Here is an 18,087-nt window from a genome sequence, read left to right as displayed (position 1 = left end):
CCGGCCGAACTGCTGACGCATTCCGGGATGCGACGGCGTCCGCGGCAGCCACCGCGAACGCCTGTCGCTCAGGCCTCGTCCGGCTGGGGGTACTCGCGGCGGCGGTGGCGGCGGATGGGGAGCTCGGCCGCTCGCTCGAGGCGGTTCGGGTCTCGCTTCGGGACGACGCTGTCCCGGGCGAACTGGGGATTGATCTCGTCGTGCCGCGTCACGTCGCGATCCATGACGCCCTCCTCAACGGAGCCCGGTGCCATTGTGTAATCCCATCATTGCAGTCTGCAATTGCGAACGCCAGCACTCGTTTCGCACGTTGTGCTATCGCGGCAACACAGCTTTGCGCAACGGCAAGCAGTCGGGGCACCCGCACGCCGGCGGGCAGTGGCCGACAGCGAAGGGCACCCACACCGTCGTGTGGGTGCCCTGAGCAGAGCCGGCGAGCGTCAGCCCATGGTCTTCTGGCCGTCGATCGACTCGCGGATGATGTCGGCGTGGCCGGCGTGCTGGGCGGTCTCCGCGGCGATGTGCATGAAGACGCGGCGGGCCGAGCGGCGGGCGCCGGGCTGGAACCAGGGGGCCGGGGGGAGCTCCTGGGAGTCGTCGAGGTCGACGGTGCGGACCAGCTCGTCGGTGGCGGCGGCGATCTCGGAGTACCGCTGCAGGATTGCCTCGAGCGTCTCGCCCGGCAGCATCTTGAAGTCGTTCGTCCACTTCTCCCAGCCGGCCTGCTCGGTCGGGGGCGCCACGGCGGCCGGGCCCTCGGTCACGAAGCGGGCCCAGCCCAGCTCGATCTCGCCGACGTGCTTGATCAGGCCGCCGAGGGTCAGCTCGCTCGCCGTCGACCGCAGCCGGGCCTGCTCGTCGGTGAGGCCCTGCACGGTGTGCCGGAGGAAGTGGCGGGCCGTGCCGAGCGTCTCGAGCAGGTCGGCGCGCTCGCCGGTGAGGGTCTGAGCGGTCATCGTGATCATTCCAATCAAGAAGCAGGCGGTGCTGACAGGAAGAACGTTAGGCCGTAATGCGGTCAGCTTCTGGCCGCTTGCGTACCGCCCACAGGGCCGATCCGTACATGGTCAGGCCGAGCAGGACGAAGCCGATCGCCACCGCATAGTTCCACGGCGCGGGCAGATACGTGGCCAGGAACCACGACGCGTCAGCCTTCCCGTCGGCCAGGAAGAGCAGCGCGACGACACCCTGCGGGAAGAGCGGGATGGCGCCGAGGCCGAACCCGAGGCCGGCGACGTTCTTGCGCGCCTTCGACAGGTGAGCGAACTCGACCTTCCTACCCGTCTTGCGCCCGGTCCGCATGGTGTCGAGCAGTTCGTCGCCGTGCGAGGTGAGACGGCGCGCCGCGAGCCGGCCGAAGTACCAGTAGCACAGCGCGCCGGTGGCCAGGCCGACGACGACACCGGGCCAGCCGAGCCAGTACGCGACGATACCCGCCGGAGCGCCGGTGACCAGGACCAGCGCCAGCATCAGGTACGCCAGGCCGGTGAGCCCACCCTCGTCCTCGCTGGTGCGCAGCGGGTTGCCGGAGCGGCGGTGGGGGTCGGTGCCGGGGACGAGGGCGTACACGGAGACGAGCGGCACCAGGCCGGCCGCCCCGCCGAGCAGCGCGGCGAGCAGGGCCAGGACCAGCGGCCACGGGCCACCGGTGATCGAGGTGCAGACCACGGTGATGACGATCGCGATGGCGCCCTGCGTGGTGACCCAGGCCAGCTGGCGGCCGCGCACGTCCGTCGCGCCCGGCGTCATCACGGTGAGCCACAGCGCTGTGCCGTCGGTCCCGTACAGGTTCGATGCCATGCCGGCGGCCATGACGATGAAGATCGGCCCGGCGTAGGGCAGCATCCCGTTCCAGCCGAGGATGAGCGGGCTGGCCGCGAACCACACGCCGTAGGCGAGCGCGAACGCCAGCTGGTGATTGCGCACCAGGTCCCGCGACCAGGTGCGCAGCTCCTTGGCGACGACCGCGCCGGCGGCGGTGCCGGCGGTGATCGGGCGCCGTCCGCGTCCGGAGACCCGCGGCCGCCCGGCCCGGCGACCGAGCAGCAGGGCCCACAGTGCGAGCAGGACGAGTACCAGAGCCGCCAGAGCAAGCAGAAACGTCCACTCACCGCGCACCGCGCGCAGGCCCCAGGCCGACGGCGCCCACCACACGGCGGCCGGCGTCCCGGTCACGCCGAACGCGACCATGAAGACCCAGATCTGGCCGAGCGACGACAGGATCACGCCGTTGACGACCCCCGCCGCGACGGCCCCGGCCCGCGACCGCAGCGCGACCCCGACGACCGCAACGGCGATCTTCGACAGCAGCACGAAAACACCAAGCTGCAGAGCCATCGCCGGTACTGCCACAAGCGCATTGACCACGCCGAGCCGGACCCCGGCCACCAGGAGCCCGGCCAGCGCCCCGAGGCTGACGAGCGGGGCGACACCCACGAACGAGGCGGCCAGCAGCCCGGTCGCGAGCTTGCGGGGCGAGAGTCCGAGCAGCGCGAAGTACTCCGGCCGCAGCGTCTCATCGCCACCGCCCATGAACACCGGGCCGAGCATCCAGCCGAGCATCCACACGGCGAGCCCGGCGGCCAGCCAGTCGGGGTTCAGGTACCCGAGGTACGCGGTCCCGGCCGCCAGCACCACCCCGATGGCGGCGCCGGTGCCGGCGGTCTGGGCCCGCTGCCCGCGGTAGGCGTGGCGCATCACCGCGAGCTTCATCTGCGCCATTGTCAACGCGACAGCCACGACAGCTCCCCCTTCGCGGTGTTCCGGTCCCCGCCGACCAGCTCGACGAACGTCTCTTCCAGCGACCGCGCGCCCCGCACCGCGTCCAGCGGCCCCGCGGCCTTCACCCGGCCCTGGTCGACCACGCCGACGTGGTCGCACAGCTGCTCGACGAGCGCCATGACGTGACTGGACAGCACGATCGACCCACCGCCGTCGACGAACCCGCGCAGGATCGTCTTGATCGTCGCCGCCGACACGGGGTCGACCGCCTCGAACGGCTCGTCGAGCACCAGCAGCCGCGGCGCGTGCAGCAGCGCGGTGGCGAGCCCGATCTTCTTGCGCATGCCGGTGGAGTACTCGATGACGAGCGTCCGCTCGGCGCCGTCCAGCTCCAGCACGGCCAGCAGCTCGTCGGCCCGCTGCGCCACGACCTCTTTCGCCATCCCGCGCAGCAGCCCCAGGTACGTCAGGACCTCGCGCCCCGTGAGCCGCTCGGGCATGGCGAGGCCGTCTGGCAGTACACCCACCAAGGCTTTTGCTTTGTCAGGTTCGGACCACACATCGGCGCCGAAGATCCGCGCGGCGCCACCGTCGGGCCGCAGCAACCCGACCGCCATCGAGAGCGTGGTGGTCTTGCCGGCCCCGTTCTGCCCCACGAGCCCGTAGAACGAGCCCCGCGGCACCTCCAGATCGATCGCATCGACGGCGACCTTGTCCCCGAACCGCTTGGTCAACCCGGCAATCGCGAGCGCCGGCTCCGTGTCGTGTGGCATGCGATAAATCTAAAGATCTTCATGCCCCGGCGGATTGAGGGTGGATTCCCACCTCGGGGTGCAGTTTTCTACACCCCGAGCGGCCGGCTCACCATGTCCCCGCCGACCAGCCGGTCCTCGTCCTTCGGCCCGTCGACCTCGTCCTTGAAGCGCTCGGCGTCGTCCCGCGGCTCGTACCCGATCGCGCGGCCGCCCTCGTCCGACCACCAGCGCCGGGTGTTCGCGGACACGCCCCAGACGATCCGGAACCCGTCCGCGCCCAGCGCCGCCCCGACCAGCCGCCCGGCGTCGTCGGGCGAGAGCCAGGTGGCCAGGTCCCGCGCGTGCTCGGGCCGCTCGTTGCAGGTCCCGATGCGCAGGCAGACGACGTGCAGCCCGTACCGGTCGTGGTAGAGCCGCCCGAGCGCCTCCATCGCCGCCTTGCTCCACCCGTAGTACGAGTCGGGCCGCGCGGGCACATCATCGGCGAGCCTGCCGTCCCCGCGTTCGTACAGCCCGACCGCATGATTGCTCGACGCGAGCACTACCCGGCGAACGTCCGTCTCGTGCGCGGCCTGCAACACCCGCTCGGTCCCGCGCACGTTCACGGCGAGCACATCCTCGAACGGCCCCTCGCTGGCAATGCCACCGAGATGCACGATCGCGTCCACACCCCTGCACATCCGCGCAACCGCTGCACCATCGGTGACATCGAGCGCCTCGACCCCGTCACCGGCCTCGACGTCGGTGAGCCGCAGCTCGTGATGCCGCAGCCGGTGGCGCAGCATGTGCCCGATCGAACCGGAAGCCCCGGTCAGCAGTACAACCGCCATGCCTTGCGTGTTGCCCACCGCCCGGCCGTTCACTCCGGCCCGGTGAAGGCGGCCAGCTCGACGCGCGAGCCGATGCCGAGCTTCTGGTAGATCCGCCGCAGGTGGTAGTTCACCGTGTGCGTGGTGATGCCGAGGCGCGTCGCGATCTGGCGGTTGATCAGGCCCTTGCGAGCCAGCTCGGCCACGGCCCGCTCACGCTCGCTCAGCAGTGCCCACCCCCGCCTCTGCCCCAGCGTCACCGCCACGACCACGATCTCCCCGTCACCCGGAAAGTCGGCCACGACGACCGGGTTCAATCCCGACGAGCGCAGCCCTTCCAAGATGGCTTCCAGGGCGGCGCCGCCGGTCATGCGGCGCTCATCAGACATTGCGACCATCTGGCTCACCTCGTCATCGCGGCGGCGCGACTCGCTCGCCACCAGGGGATATTCGCCAGAAATGCTGACGGACCGGGGCTCTGCACCATCGGGCTCTGACATGGGGTCCCCCTCGACTCCCTAGAACCGGACACCGAGCAGTTACTGGAACTTACGGGAATATACTGGAGGCTAGCAACTCGTCGCTCTGGAGAGAAGTGGGGATTGCTGGAAATTACTGGGAGGCGTACCGTCGAACCATGCCCGACGCCGCCGAGGAGCTGGAGCAGCAGCTCACAGCCCTGCTCGCGGAAATCCGGCAGGCCCGGGCGGCCGGGGACCGGCCGCGTGAGCGCATGCTGCGCGCCCAGCACCAGGCTCTCCACGACGAGTGGGAGTCGGCGCTCACCGATCTGGGCCCGTCCGACGCACGCAGCGAAGCCGACGCACCCAGGGAGAGCGGTTCGCTGCTGCCGCTGCGCGAACAGGTCCACGGCGCCCTGACGCTCCTCAACGTGGCGGCCGCACCCAAGTTGATCGCCCAGGTCTACAACGCCTGCTTCGGCGGCGACATCAACAGCGCGAAGCTCACCAGCCTGCGCCGCGACGAGGAGCGATCGTTCCGCACGGCGCCGTTCTCGCGCCCGTACTACCTGTGCGCCGCCCTCACCGCCGACCGTTTCGCCCCGGTGCGCGGCCTGCTCGCCATCTCGACCTGGCCCCTCGAACAGCGCATCGTCGGGGCCCTGAGCCCACGGGTGGACTTCCTGCGGGCCGCGGTCAGCATCGCGGAACACGTCCACCGCCTTCCCGATACCGACCGGGCGACCGCGCGCCTACTGTGGCTGTTCGCGGAAAACATCCCCGGCGCCGCGGACGGGATCGGCCAGGCCAAGCCGCATGCCGTCATCCGCGCCGCCAACGCGGAGCTGGAGACGCACGAGCCGATCGACCGGTCGCACCGCGAAGCGGCCGCCGCCCGGGCTCGGGCCCAACTGGACGACGCCGGCCAGCTGTTCGGCGTCAACCTGAAAGCGGTGCCGCACACCGGTACCTAAGAAGAGGTGCCCAACCATCGTGGACAGCACAGAAGACCGGCTAGCCGAGCTGCGCGGCCCGACCCCGCCGCTTCCCCACAACGCCCGCACCATCGCCGCCCTGACCACCAACCCAGGCTGCCGACGCCGCGCGATCATGGACGCCGCCGGGGTCGACAAGCGCGCCGTCGCCGCCCGCATCGACTTCCCCCCGCCGTACGGCCAGTCGCCATTCGCCATCACCCGCACCCGCGCCTTCGTGAACCAGGTCAAGGCCAACGGCTGCGCGGAGCTGCTCCGGATGCTGCGCGAGGTCCTCGACCTGTCAATTCCCGAGGTCGCCTACAACGACCTGGAGGACGTCGGCGGCAACGAGAGCCAGGAGGTCCGCCACCAGCGGGCCCGCCAGATCCTGGGCGCCGCCGCGGCGTTCTCCGACGACGCCGGAACGCTGTTCGACCACCCGCTCCTGCGCCTCCCGGTGGGCGGCCGCCAGGTGTTCCTGGAGCCGGACCTGATCGCCTTCCAGTACCGGGGCACGTTCCACATCATCGAGATCAAGAGCTTCGCGGTCATCGACGGCCAGGCCGACGGCGGGAAGGTGGCCGCGGCCGCCGTCCAGTCCGGCGTATACGTGCTGGCCCTTCGCCAGCTGCTGCACGAGCTGGACCACGACCCGGCCACCGTCTCCGACCGGGTGATCCTCGTCTGCCCGAAAGACTTCTCCAATCAGGCGGTCGCCACCAAGCTGGACGTACGCCGCCAGCTCACCGTCCTCAAACGCCAACTCCGCAACATGACCCGGATCGACGAGGTGCTGGCCAACGTCTCGACCGACATCACCTTCGACCTGGCCCCCAACCGCGACGGCCACCCCACCCGTCCGAAGGGCGAGCTCTGCGCCGCGCTGGAGGACATCCCGGCGCGCTACTCCCCGGAGTGCCTCTCCACGTGCGAGATGTCGTACTTCTGCCGCCACGAGGCCCGCGGCACCACCCACGCCCTGGGCAAGTCGGTGGCCGAGGAGCTGGGCAGCATCGAGTGGGTCGAGACTGCGCTGCAGCTGGCCGAGGGCAAGCTCCTGCCTTCGATAGAACAGACCGAGGCTTCGTCGGTACTGCAGGCCGCCCTACGCCTCCGCGAAGAGTCCCTGGGCCCGGCCCGATGACCACGCTCACCGCCCTGGCCCGCGCCCTGGCCGTCCGATCGGAGGCCGCCCAGCCCATCACCACTGTCCGCCACGTCCACATAGCCGACCGCCCGCTGGTCTTCATCCCTCTGACCCTGGCCGGCGAGGCCAACGCTCCCCTGGCCGCAATGCTTGGCGACAACCCGGACGAGCCGCACCTCCTCATCGTCCCGCAGCCGAGAAACCGCGACCAACGCTTCCAGTTCGCCGCCGCGCTGGGCCACATTCTCGTGTCCTATGTGGACAGCTTCAAGCGTTACCAGGAGGAGGCCCGCGGCCGGCGCCGGTACGCCGACGCCCCGCAGCTCCTGGTCCCCAACGAGGGCGGCGTAGGCTTCCTGCGCCTGTTCGGCCGCTCGACCAGGCTCCGCCGGACCTGGGGCGAGTACGCCGTCAAGCCCGTGGTCCCCACGCTGGGCAAGTGGCTCACCTTCTTCGCCGAGCAGGCCGAGTATCCGGGCTCCTCCCTGGCGCTGGCCATGACCTCCGTGCTCACCGCCCACTGGGCCACCGGTCAGAGCGCCATGGAGGACGCCAACCTGGCCGCGCTCATGGCCTGGTTCGGACCCGACCCGTTCGACGCCGCCCGCGAGGCCGAGGACGCGGAGCGCTGGCCCCCGGTCGGCCCCACCACGGACCCGACGTTCGACGCCGCCACGCTGGCCCCGGCCATGAAGCGCTACGACAAGACCGACGCCGACTCCTTCGCCCGCGAGAAGGCGCTGGAGCACCTGACCGCGGCGCTGCGCAGCCAGCTCGACCCGACCTGGACCCTGATGTGGCGCGGCATCGGCCTGCTGCGCGCGCTGCCGCCCGGCGCCACCGTCCTGGAACGCTGGTCCGACGACCGCGACACGTACACCAACTACATCGAGTACCTCCAGGCCGGCAGTGCGCTACCCCAGCCCCGCCGCGACAGCGCGGTAGCCGCCGCGAAGCGCCTGAACCGCCTGGAACGGGCCCAGTCCCAGTACGACGCCCAGCGCGCGCTCGACGACCCGCTCGTCATGGCCGAGTTCCGCCTGGCCGGCGAGGCCTTCGCCGGCGACGTGGTAGCCGCCGACCCGACCCGCCTTGACGCATCCGGCCCCCGCCGCAAGCTTCGTCCACACGTGACAGTCCGCACGACGGACCCGCTCAAGCTCTCGGTGGGCGCCGACCTCCAGTCCCCGTCTCGCCGCGCGCAGACCGCTCGCATCGTCTCGATCGACGGCACCGACATCACCCTGGAGCTGACCGGCGGCATGGGCCGGGCGCTGACCCCGGCCCCGGGCAGCGTCCCGGAGCTGGGCGAGCGGGTCACGTACAGCACCGTCTCGACCGCCTACCAGCCCGGCGGCAACTTCCCGCCGGTTGACGAAACCCCGTGGACCCACGGCGGGCCGCCCCCGCCCCCGGAACCGACGGAAGAGGACGCAGTGGAGACCTGGTCATGACCGACATTCTCCCCGCCGTCATGTCGGACCTGGCCCGGTCCTCGGGTGTGGTGGTCGACTCCCCGCCGGGAGCCGGGAAGTCCACGCTTGTAGTCCGAGCCGCGGAGCACATCGCTGCACACGGCGAGCCCCTGGCAATCGTCGCCCAGACGAACGAGCAGGTGGACGACCTGATCGTCAACCTGGCTCGCGCTGTCCCTCGGTCGCCCATAGGCCGGCTGTCAGCGCAAGGGTATGCCGCGGCCCCGAGGATCGCCCGACACGGCAACGTCACTGTCGACAGCGCGGTGGCGGGCCTGGCCGGCTCCGCGATCGTCATCGGCACCGCCGCGAAGTGGTCAACGGTGACGTCGGGCGAGTGGCCGTGCGCCATCGTCGACGAGGCGTACCAGATGCGCTCGGACGCCCTCCTGCAGATAGCCGGCCGCTTCAGCCGCACCCTCTTCGTCGGCGACCCCGGCCAGCTGGACCCGTTCTCCACAGTGGACACCGAGCGCTGGGCCGGCCTGTCCTGGGACCCGCAACTCAGCGCCGTGGCAGTGCTCCTGCGCCACAACCCGAACATCCCCCAGCACCGCCTGCCGGTCTCCTGGCGCCTGCCGGCCACAGCCGCCCCTGTCGTATCCGACGCCTTCTACCCCTTCACCGGCTTCACCGCGGGCACCACCCGATCCGACCGCAGCCTGACCTTCACCACCCACGCCTTCGGATCGTCACCGGTGGACAAGACGCTCGAACTGGCCGCCGAGACCGGCTGGGCCCTGCACGAGCTCCCGGCCCGGCACAGCATGCGAACCGACGCCGAGGTAGCGAGGGCGTGCGCAGCGGTTGCCCAGCGCTTGGTGGAGCGCGGCGCAACAGCGATCTCAGAGCGCTCCCCGGAGCCGGTCCCGGTGACGCCGGACCGAATCGCCATAGGCACAGCCCACCGAGACCAGGCCGCCGCCGTGCGCCAGCACCTACCCGCCGACTCGGGCATCACCGTCGACACAGCCAACCGCCTCCAGGGCCGCGAGTACGACGTCACGGTCATCTGGCATCCACTGTCCGGCCGCAGGGACGCCACGGCGTTCCACCTGGAAGCCGGCCGCCTCTGCGTCCTGACCTCCCGCCACCGGCACGCCTGCATAGCGGTAGCCCGAGCCGGCATCACCGAACTCCTGAACGCCCACCCGTCAACCGGCCGCGTCTACCTGAACGAGATCGTGAAGTTCCCCGACGGCTGGGAAGCCAACGAGGCAGTCATGACCCACCTCGACCAGCACCGCGTCCCCGCCTAGACACTGGACGCCGGCGGCCGGGACACCGCCGACGGCACTCTCAACATCTGGCACTGCGGCACCGGACCTGGCCCTTCCAGCAGCGGGCGGCGCACGAAGGACAGCTTCGCCGCCACGAAGCTGTCCGTCACCGATCGGCGAGGCCGCCGAGCACGAGTGCCGCGAACACGGCGAGGAAGAAGCCGAGCACGATCAGCTCGCCGGTCCGCGCCCAGGCCGACTTGCCGGCCCCGCTGGCCAGTTCCCGCGCCGACGCGTGACTGGCCCAGGCCCGGCGCGCCATGGCGTAGAGGAAGCCGAACCCGAACCCCACGAGCCCACCGAGCAGGAATCCCCCCAACGTGACATGAGTTGAATGGTCCATCACGTCAACGTGACAGAACTCCCGCCGGACAAATATCGACGAAAAGGTGGATTGATCGCGACAAACGGCCTGCTTACGCCGCCTCTCACCACACCGCGACCGGCGCCGGGTCACACTCTCGACGCACAGCGATCAAGACGACACCGAGCGGGTCCGACTTGACAGATAGGTTCGCCTTTACGAACCTATCTGTTATGGCCTTGCTCACCGTCACCGAGGTTGCGCAGCGGCTCGGGGTGAGTGCACGACGGGTGCAGTACCTCATCGCGCGCGGAGAGCTGCGGGCCCTCGCCCGCGGAGTCGTCGACGACGCCTCCGTCGACCGGCTGCTGGCGGCCCGCGGCGGATCGCGAACGCGGCCTTGGTCGGAAGCGACGGCTTGGGCCGCTGTAGCACTGCTCTCGGACCGGAACGCCCCGTGGGTGGGCGACAGCCAGCGCTCGCGTCTGCGAGGACGGCTGCGCCGGCTGGACTCTCCCGAGCTCGTTGTCCGGGCCAGGGCCCGCGCGACGGCATCTCGGTACGCCGGTCATCCCAGCACCGGGCCACGTCTGCGCAACGAGATCGTCGACACCGCAGCCGGGGCCGCGGTCCTCGGGCTCGCCGACACTGCCGCCGTGGACGGGTACGTCTCCGCCAATGCCCTTGATCAGTTGATCGCTCGACACGGGCTGGTACTCGACGACAACGGACGCTTCACCATCCGCGCCACCGGCATGCCGATCGAGATCGTGGCCGAACTCGCCGAGGCCGGGCCGGTGCTCGCAGCACTGGATCTGGCCGAGTCGCCGGACACTCGCGAGCGCCGGGCCGGCCGGCAGGCGCTGACTGCGGCGCTGGAGCGGTTCCGTGACTGAGCGGCCCACGATAGAGGTCCTGTCACCGCCAGGTGGCTGGCTGCCCAACCGCGATTGCCCACCGTTTCCGCCGCGGCGACGCCACCATCGATCTCATGTCGAGCACGGCCGACGTCGTCGACGTCCTCATCGCCGACCACGCCGCACCTCGCATCATCGAGAAGCTGCGCGGCCGGGCAATGGTGGCGAGCCGTGGCCGGCGAAGTGCGCACCCGCGGTCAGGCGGCGCTCAGGATTCTGACCGCTCCCGGCCCGCCCATTCGGAGGCGGTGAGCGCGTACTGCACCTCGCCGTGCTCGTCCCCGGGAATCGGGTCCGGCCAGTCGGGGTAGAACGTGGCCACGTGCCGCAGGCCGGACTTCTCCATCACCCGCCGCGACCCCGTGTTGATGACCATCGTCTCGGCGAACACCCGGTCCACGCCGACCTCGTCGAAGCCGCGCGCGACGAGCATCCGGCACACCTCGGTCGCGTAGCCCTTGCCCCAGGCGGCGCGCCGCAGCCGGTACCCGATCTCGATCCCGGACCGGTCGACGGAAACCGGCGGCCCGTCGCCCCGGTGCGGCCGGAAGAACGCCCAGCCCAGGAAGTCGCCGCCGGCCTGCACCGCCCAGTACCCGTAGTCGGGCCCGCGGTCGTAGTACGCCAGGATGCGGGGCAGTGCGACGTCCCGAATCTCCTCAACCGGCGTCGGGTGCCCGCCGTTGAGGTACCGCATGACCTCCGGGTCACTGTCCAGCTCGACGAGGTTGTCCACGTCGTCGGCGGTCAGTCGCCGCAGCTCCAGCCGTGCAGTCCTCACAGCAGCGTCCCCTGTACCGGAAAGGTCAACCTGGCCGTCGTGATGCTCTCCAGGATCTGGTCCTCGTTCAGCTCGCGGTCCATCACACGTGCGTAGTTGCGGCCGCGGTTGTGCGTGTTGCGCATGCGTACGACGTTGGGGAAGCGGCCCACCGCGCGCATGTCGCCCAGGCCCGACAGGAAGATCAGCTGGATGCCGTTGGCGGCGGCGACTCTTCGCTGCAGATCCAGGAAGGCCACGTAGTTCGCCGTTCCCAAAGGATTGTCCATCGGCAGTACTCCCAGGCCCGGCACGTCACCGCCCCGGTTCGCGGCGCGCAGGCGGGCCAGCATGCAGAACAGCAGCAGCCCGATTGTCACCTTCTCACCGCCGCTCCACTTGCTCATGAGCTCGACCGGCTGGCGGTCATCGGTCAGCTCGGTGGAGGGCTTGAGCACACGGGCGACGAAATTGCCGCGGCCCACGACGGCGGCGATCGCCTCCCACGCCAGGGTGAGGCCGTCCGGGATCGGGTCCTTGCCGGCGACCAGCTTGTCCACCAGCCGCTCCACCCGGCTGCGCAGCGTGGCGTCACTGGTGTCCACACTGGACCGCGGGCCGACGTCCAGGAAGCGGCGGTTGCGCAAGTGGTCGGCCAGGCCCGGCGGCAGCTGCGCATGGTGCTGCGCGCGTTGCAGGGTCTTGAGGCCCTCGCGCACCTCCGCGCACAGCGCCGTCACGACGAGATGCTTGTCCTTCTCGACGGCGTCGAGCTCGCCGGCCAGCCCGTGGCGGTAGGTCAGGAGCTGCGCGGCCAGCTGCTCGGTCGTGTCGAAGTCGAGGCGGCCCTCGCGGAACCGGTCGCGAACCTCGGGGCTCACCGTGGCGAACCGCTCGTCGAGCGCCCACCTGTCGATGCGGTGCGCCTCGGCGTTGAGCCGGTTGCGCGCCGCGTTGACCGCGCGGTCGGCCGCCTGCAACGCCCGGCGGGCCGCGCGCGCCGACTCGCGGGCGGCGTCGACATCGCCGGCGAACGCGGCGACGTCAGCCGCACCGGCGATCGCGTCGGTGTCCTCGGTGAGGTCGGTGACAAGCTGCTGGAAGTCGTCGGCGCGGCGGCGAGCGGTGACCGCCGCGGCCTCGGCGGTGCTCGCCCGCTCGCGTGCGGCCTGTTCGTTCGTGCGCGACTCGTCGAGCCCGCGCTGCGCCTGCTCGGCCAGGCGGACGACGTCGTCGTCATCGACCGCCAGATCGAGCGTCGACGGTGCACAGGCCTGCAGCGCCGCGTGCGCATTCGACAGCGCCGCCCCGGCCAGCGTGGCGTCGCGCTGGGCGGTCAGGAAGTCGTGTTCGGCCTGCTCGATCGCCCGCCGTACCGCCGCCGGGTCGGACTCGTCGAGCAGTGTCTGCGCGGTCGCGCGCTCGGCCGCCGCGAACTGCTGGATCTCCTCGTCGAGTGCGGCCAGCCGGCTCGTGATCTCGGCGATCGTCGCCTCCAGCGCGGACCCGGACGTCTGCCGCACGTACGCGTCGTGCGCCGCCTGATACGCGTTCGTCGCCTCGGTCAGGTTGGGCCGCGCCGTGACAACGATCTCGGAGGCGATGCGCTGCAACTCCTCACACCGGATCTTGTACTCGCGCACAGTCGACCCGGCCCGCTCGGCATCGGCCGCCAGGCGGTTCGCCGCGGTCGCCGCGGTGCGCTCCGCCTCCTCGGCCGTGGCCATCTCCGCGTGCAGCTGCGCGCGCAGAGTGGGCAGCGCGGACAGCTCGGTGCGCATTTGCGCAACGTCAGGTGCCCGCCGGGTCAGATCGGCCAGCGCGGCGATGCGGATGGTGAGCACACGGCGTCGTTCGGCCAGGTCACGGCGGGTGTGCTCGAGCAGCGCGGCCCGCTCGTCGAGCAGCAGCCGGGTCTCCTGCAGCCCGGCCAGCCGCTCCTGCACCGCGGCCAGCGCCTCTTCGATGTTCGAATGGGCAGCGTCGAGATGCTCGCGGTGCCCGGATGGACAGTGCGCGACGAGATCGAGCAGCTGACCGCGCAGCCGGATGTCGCGGTCGCGCATTTCGAGCAGCTCGTGCACGCGCTGGTTGCGCTCGTCCCGCCCGCGATTGCGCCTGTCGCTCTCGGATGCCGCCGCGGTCCGGTCGTACATCGCGGAGGCCGGCGGCAGCACGAACCCGGACGATTTGCCCGGGTCGGCGTCCACAATGGACCGTAGGTCGGCGGTCGTCGCGACCTGAATGGCCGAAGTCGCGAACAGCTGCGCCGCCACGAGCTCGGTGCGCGCCCGCTCCAGGTCGTCCGGATCGTGCACCAGCAACCCGCCCACGAGGTGCGGCGCGTCGGCGATCACGGCCGGCCAGGCGGAGGGCGACACCGAGTCGGCCAGGAAATGCCACCCGGTGCTCGCCGGAATCCGGGCCGCGGCGAGCACGTCCGCCGCCCGGGCCAGGTCCAGGGCCGCCGGCAGCAGGCCGCGCGGCGAGGCCAGGGCCTGCACCGCCCGATCGTCCTCGGCGTCCGCGACGGCGAGCTGGATGCGGTGCCGATCGGCGGTGATGACCGCCTCGGTCAGCAGGTCGGTCAGGAACCGCTGCGACGCGATCGGGTCGACGCGGTCCTGCTCGGCCAGCGCCGTCAACCGGGGATCGGTGCCGAGCGCCTCGATCTCGGCCAGGAGCGGGCCGCGCTCGGCGTCGAGCACCGCCTTGTCCCGCAGCAGCTCCGTGAGCGTTGTCTGCGCCTCCGCGCGATCGCGTTCGTACGCGCGCCGATCGGTGTCCAAGCGGGCAGCGTCGGCGGGCAGTTCGTGTTCGATCGTGTGCGCGGCCGCCGCTTCGGCCCGCTGCGCCTTGGCCAGCGCGACATCGAGGTCATCGTCGCCGAGGTGCCCGGCCGCGGCGGCCAGGTCACTGTTGAACGCGCCGACCTGCGCCTCGAGCGTGCGCTGCTGCGCATCCAGGCTCCCGAGCCGCCCGCGCAGCGAGTCGGCGAGCGAGCGGGCGGACACCTGCCGCTCACGCGCAGACGACGCCTCGTGCGCGAACGTGTCCATTCGCGCATCGAGCTCGTCCGCCGCGTTGCGCAACACCGCGAGCAACACCGCCGCCGCGTCCGCCCGTTCCCGACGCAGCGGCGCCGCGCCGGCCTCGGCCTGCTCCTGCCGGCGGCGCGCGACTTCCAGGCGCTGTGCCTGCTCGACGTGCCGGATCAGCGTCGGCACCAGCTGCCATGACCGGTGCGCGTGCCGCCGCTCGGCGACGAGCGACTCGGCCGCACGGGCCGCCGCCGCCGCGCGTTCGTGCACGAGCTGCGCGGCCCGCCACCGGTAGTGCCGCACGTGGGCGTCGAGCGTGGCCGATTCGGCAGCCGCGCGCAGTACCCCCGCAGACGCCTCACCGGCGATGGCGTCCTGACGCTCCGCGACAGTCACGGCGGCCTGCACGGCGGCGCTCAGCGCGCCCGCGAGGCCCGCGGCGTCCAGGCGAGCGGCCCGCGCGGCGAGCTCGGCGTCGACGAGCGCGTCCCGGGCCGCGGCGCCGTCCACGAGCAGCGTGGCGGCCTCGTCGCAGAACGCGACCTCGGCCCGCAGCCGCGGCTGGCGCGCGAGGCGGTCACGCGTGGTGCGCAGGATCGCGGCGACCTTGCCGGCCGACGTCGGCTCGGTGACGAGCGTGAGCAGATACTGCACGAACTCATCGGCGGTCTTGAACTTGAAATGGTGCTCGATACCGCCCTCCGTCGCATTGATTTTGAGGATGGCGGTGAACAGTCCCGGGTCCAGGCCGCGGTCCTGGAGCGCCTGCGCCCAGCGCTCCTGTTTGCTCGTCACGACCATTTCGCAGCTGTACGGCAGCGCCTCGACCGCTTTCGCGAAGTCCTTGAGCTCGGCCGAGCCGTACGGCAGTTGTTCGAGCTCGACGCCGTCGGCGGGCGTGAAGGTGTACCAGGTCTGCCGGAGCCGCTCGTGCGCGGCGTTCGGGTCCGAAGGTTGTGCGCGATCGGCCCATTCGTAGACACCGCCGGTGACGAGCCGCTGGCCGGTCGGGTCGATCCATTCGACGACGACGTGCGCGGTGTCGGAGCCGAGGATCGCGTCCTCGAGGTGCCGCCCGGTGGTGCCGGTGGCGAGAAAGTCCCGCCGATCGGGCCGAATGAGCGCGCACACCAGCGCGATGAGCGTCGACTTGCCGCCGCCGTTGCGCATCCACAGGATCGTGTCCAGCGGTGTGCCGTCGCGGCCGGTCAGATCCAGCCACACTTCCCGGAATCGCGCCGCCGGCGACCCGATCCGGTCCAGATAGATGCGCCGGATCCGCCAGAGTTTTGCGGGCGCGGCCATCAGTGTTTCACCGCCCGCATCGCCTCGAGTGCCTCTCCGCCGGCCACGTCGGCGACAAGCAGCCGGAACCGGTCGGTGAGCTGAAATGTGCTCGGCCCGAGCTGCGGCATCGGCCGGGCCGCCCCGCGTTCGACGAGCCATCCCAGCACCTCGGCCACCGCGAACTGCGTGCACCCTTTGGCCGGTCCGGGCTGCCGGTCCTTGGGTCGGAATGCCGCGGTACGCCGATAGATCTCGGCCGCGACCCGTGCCTGCCCATCGACGGTGTCGTCGGCACCCGGGATCATTTGGACCCGATCGATCGTGTCGCGGATGAACTTGTCGAGCGCCGAAACCTCGACCGTCTTCACCTCGGTGCTGTCCAGGTCCGCCTCCTGCGGGAATGCGTACGCGGCCACGCCGAGCACGATCAGCCCGGAGATGAGCTTCTCGTCCGCGGACATGCCGGTGCTGCGCAGGTCGCCCATCCGCACCGCGAACACGCTGCCCGGCTGCGTGCTGAGCACCAGCCCGGTCCGCGCCGGCGCCCCGAGCACCGTGAGCCCGAGGCCGCCCGCGATCGCGTCGACGGTGTCGCGGAAGAGCGTCTGCGTCCGGTATCGCTCGACGAGCCGCCCGTACGGATTCCCGTCGGTGGGCCGCGCGCTTGTCCGCAACCCCAACGCCACCAACTCCGCCGCGGCGCGAACGTCCTCGATGGAAATGGTCACGCTTCCTCCGTGTACGACACCAACAGGTTGTCTCCCCACACCAGCGGGTGGTCGATCGACGCCCCGGTCCGCTCGGCCTGAATGGTGATTCTGTGCTCCTCGTCGGGCTCGGCGACATCGGGTGCATAAGCCCACAGCGCCGACAGCAGCACCAGCTCTGCGGCCGGCCCGTCACCCGCGTCGGCGAGCAGCTCGGAAAGCGACGCCGGCCGATCCTTCACGCGGCGCAGAATGCGGTTGGCTTCGGCGACCACCGCCGGCGGATACGCCTGCAGCTCGACGCCCTCGGTCTCGCCGGGCTCCTCGGCCTCCTCGTCCTCGGCCCCGCTCAATCGCGGCGGCGCGAGCAGCACATCGACGAGGTTGTCGAGCTGCAGCAGCCGCGGAATCTGCATCCCGACCACCCGGTCGCCGAACGCCTCGACCACTTCGGTGGCCGGTTCCTGCGGCAGCCGGAGCACCGGATGGAGCAGTTCCTGCTCGACATGCAAAAGCCGCAGGTGTACTCGCCGGGCAAAGACCTGCAGCAGCTGCGCTTCGAGAAACACGCTCCGGGCATCGCCGACTCGCTCGGCCAGGTCGAGGTGCACCTGGCGGATTCTCCGCAGCGTGTCGACAAGTTCCCCGGAGGCTCGCCGAACGGCCGGATCGGTCTCGGTGTCGATGCCGGCGGCAACGTGATTGAGCACATCCGCGTCGGCCGCGATCCGCGCCTCGACGTGTTCCCGCGCCCGGGCCAGCCGCTGGGGCACGTCGGCTTCCCAGTCGACCGACCGGACGTCCCGCTTCGTCGCGTCAAGAATGTCGGCGAGTGAGGCGGACATGGCGACGGATACGCGCTCGGCCTGCATTGCCGTGCGCCCGGCCGCCTCGAACCGGCGGTCTCGCAGCTGGCGCTGCAGTACCACCGAAAATGCGGCTTCTGCGTCGTCGACGTCCAGATCGAGGCCCGAGAGGTACAACATGACAGCCTGTGGCGACGCGAGGACCACAGCCCCGTCGGGGCCGTCCTGCAGCTGGAGGAGCTTGAACGCGTACTCCTCGCTGTTGTTGAAGGAGTAGACGAACGCCCGCTGGTTGTCGGCGTCGTTGAGCAGGCCCTTGACCACCCACCGGGCCGCGTCCTCGTGCTCGCCGGTCGGGGCCGCCCGCATGTGCCCGGCCAGCTCGGCGATCGACTCGATCAGCTCCGCGAGCGTGAGCGGTCGCGCGAATCCGAGCGACGCAACGGCCAGATCGATCGCCGCGAGGGCGAGCTGCCGCAGGTCATAGCCTTCGTGAATGTCCGCGTGCACGGCATTGCGCACCAGACGCGCAACCGGGTCGGTGAGGATGAGCGCCCGCCAGCGCGCCCGCATCGAGCTGTGCGCCACAGGGGAGAGCTCCGGTTGACGACGCTCCGTCACCCGTTGCCCTCCCCTGCGT

The 18,087-nt window shown here is 71.0% G+C and carries 15 protein-coding genes; 5 read left to right on the top strand and 10 right to left on the bottom strand.

The window, feature by feature from the left end:
• Nucleotides 1–68: 68 nt before the first annotated feature.
• From Dvina_RS02115 to Dvina_RS02090, 6 genes are all read right to left on the bottom strand, one after another.
• Nucleotides 69–224, bottom strand: coding sequence for a hypothetical protein (locus Dvina_RS02115; protein WP_223100685.1), 156 nt, complete (start codon nt 222–224; stop codon nt 69–71).
• A gap of 216 nt (nt 225–440) precedes the next feature.
• Nucleotides 441–956, bottom strand: coding sequence for a DinB family protein (locus tag Dvina_RS02110; protein ID WP_246655970.1), 516 nt, complete (start codon nt 954–956; stop codon nt 441–443).
• 46 nt (nt 957–1,002) lie between these two features.
• Complete coding sequence (locus Dvina_RS02105) at nt 1,003–2,712, bottom strand: hypothetical protein (protein WP_223100683.1); 1,710 nt, start codon at nt 2,710–2,712, stop codon at nt 1,003–1,005.
• Nucleotides 2,713–2,723: 11 nt separating this feature from the next.
• Entirely contained in the window at nt 2,724–3,494 is a 771-nt protein-coding gene (locus Dvina_RS02100; protein WP_223100682.1) for an ABC transporter ATP-binding protein, read from the bottom strand.
• Between the two features lie 68 nt (nt 3,495–3,562).
• Nucleotides 3,563–4,306 carry an NAD-dependent epimerase/dehydratase family protein gene (locus Dvina_RS02095; RefSeq protein WP_223100681.1) on the bottom strand — a complete coding sequence of 248 codons (744 nt, stop codon included), beginning with the start codon at nt 4,304–4,306 and terminating at the stop codon, nt 3,563–3,565.
• 29 nt (nt 4,307–4,335) lie between these two features.
• Entirely contained in the window at nt 4,336–4,725 is a 390-nt protein-coding gene (locus tag Dvina_RS02090) for a helix-turn-helix transcriptional regulator (RefSeq protein WP_246655969.1), read from the bottom strand.
• A gap of 197 nt (nt 4,726–4,922) precedes the next feature.
• Between Dvina_RS02090 and Dvina_RS02085 the strand changes: the two genes are divergently transcribed.
• The 4 genes from Dvina_RS02085 to Dvina_RS02070 are packed head-to-tail and all read left to right on the top strand — an operon-like array spanning nt 4,923 to nt 9,604.
• Nucleotides 4,923–5,720: a hypothetical protein gene (locus tag Dvina_RS02085; protein ID WP_223100679.1), complete on the top strand. Its 798-nt coding sequence runs from the start codon at nt 4,923–4,925 to the stop codon at nt 5,718–5,720.
• 19 nt (nt 5,721–5,739) lie between these two features.
• A complete protein-coding gene (locus Dvina_RS02080) occupies nt 5,740–6,867 on the top strand; it encodes a hypothetical protein (RefSeq protein ID WP_223100678.1) in 1,128 nt (375 codons plus the stop codon).
• Nucleotides 6,864–8,324, top strand: coding sequence for a hypothetical protein (locus tag Dvina_RS02075; protein WP_223100677.1), 1,461 nt, complete (start codon nt 6,864–6,866; stop codon nt 8,322–8,324). The genes Dvina_RS02080 and Dvina_RS02075 overlap by 4 nt, the downstream gene beginning before the upstream one ends.
• Nucleotides 8,321–9,604, top strand: a complete 1,284-nt coding sequence (locus tag Dvina_RS02070; RefSeq protein ID WP_223100676.1) for an AAA family ATPase — start codon at nt 8,321–8,323, stop codon at nt 9,602–9,604. The genes Dvina_RS02075 and Dvina_RS02070 overlap by 4 nt, the downstream gene beginning before the upstream one ends.
• Nucleotides 9,605–9,731: 127 nt before the next feature.
• Here Dvina_RS02070 and Dvina_RS02065 read toward each other — a convergent pair whose 3' ends face one another.
• Nucleotides 9,732–9,968 carry a hypothetical protein gene (locus tag Dvina_RS02065; RefSeq protein WP_223100675.1) on the bottom strand — a complete coding sequence of 79 codons (237 nt, stop codon included), beginning with the start codon at nt 9,966–9,968 and terminating at the stop codon, nt 9,732–9,734.
• Between the two features lie 194 nt (nt 9,969–10,162).
• Here Dvina_RS02065 and Dvina_RS02060 point away from each other — a divergent pair, with 194 nt between their 5' ends.
• Nucleotides 10,163–10,825 carry a helix-turn-helix domain-containing protein gene (locus tag Dvina_RS02060; protein WP_223100674.1) on the top strand — a complete coding sequence of 221 codons (663 nt, stop codon included), beginning with the start codon at nt 10,163–10,165 and terminating at the stop codon, nt 10,823–10,825.
• A 229-nt stretch (nt 10,826–11,054) separates the two neighbouring features.
• Here Dvina_RS02060 and Dvina_RS02055 read toward each other — a convergent pair whose 3' ends face one another.
• From Dvina_RS02055 to Dvina_RS02045, 3 genes are all read right to left on the bottom strand, one after another.
• Entirely contained in the window at nt 11,055–11,627 is a 573-nt protein-coding gene (locus Dvina_RS02055; RefSeq protein ID WP_223100673.1) for a GNAT family N-acetyltransferase, read from the bottom strand.
• A complete protein-coding gene (locus Dvina_RS02050) occupies nt 11,624–16,093 on the bottom strand; it encodes a coiled-coil domain-containing protein (RefSeq protein ID WP_223100672.1) in 4,470 nt (1,489 codons plus the stop codon). The genes Dvina_RS02055 and Dvina_RS02050 overlap by 4 nt, the downstream gene beginning before the upstream one ends.
• A gap of 565 nt (nt 16,094–16,658) precedes the next feature.
• A complete protein-coding gene (locus Dvina_RS02045) occupies nt 16,659–18,068 on the bottom strand; it encodes a hypothetical protein (RefSeq protein ID WP_223100671.1) in 1,410 nt (469 codons plus the stop codon).
• Nucleotides 18,069–18,087: the final 19 nt, after the last annotated feature.

The sequence above is a fragment of the Dactylosporangium vinaceum genome, assembly GCF_019904175.1.
GTDB classification, from domain to species: domain Bacteria; phylum Actinomycetota; class Actinomycetes; order Mycobacteriales; family Micromonosporaceae; genus Dactylosporangium; species Dactylosporangium vinaceum.
This window is presented reverse-complemented; position numbering and strand designations above follow the sequence as displayed.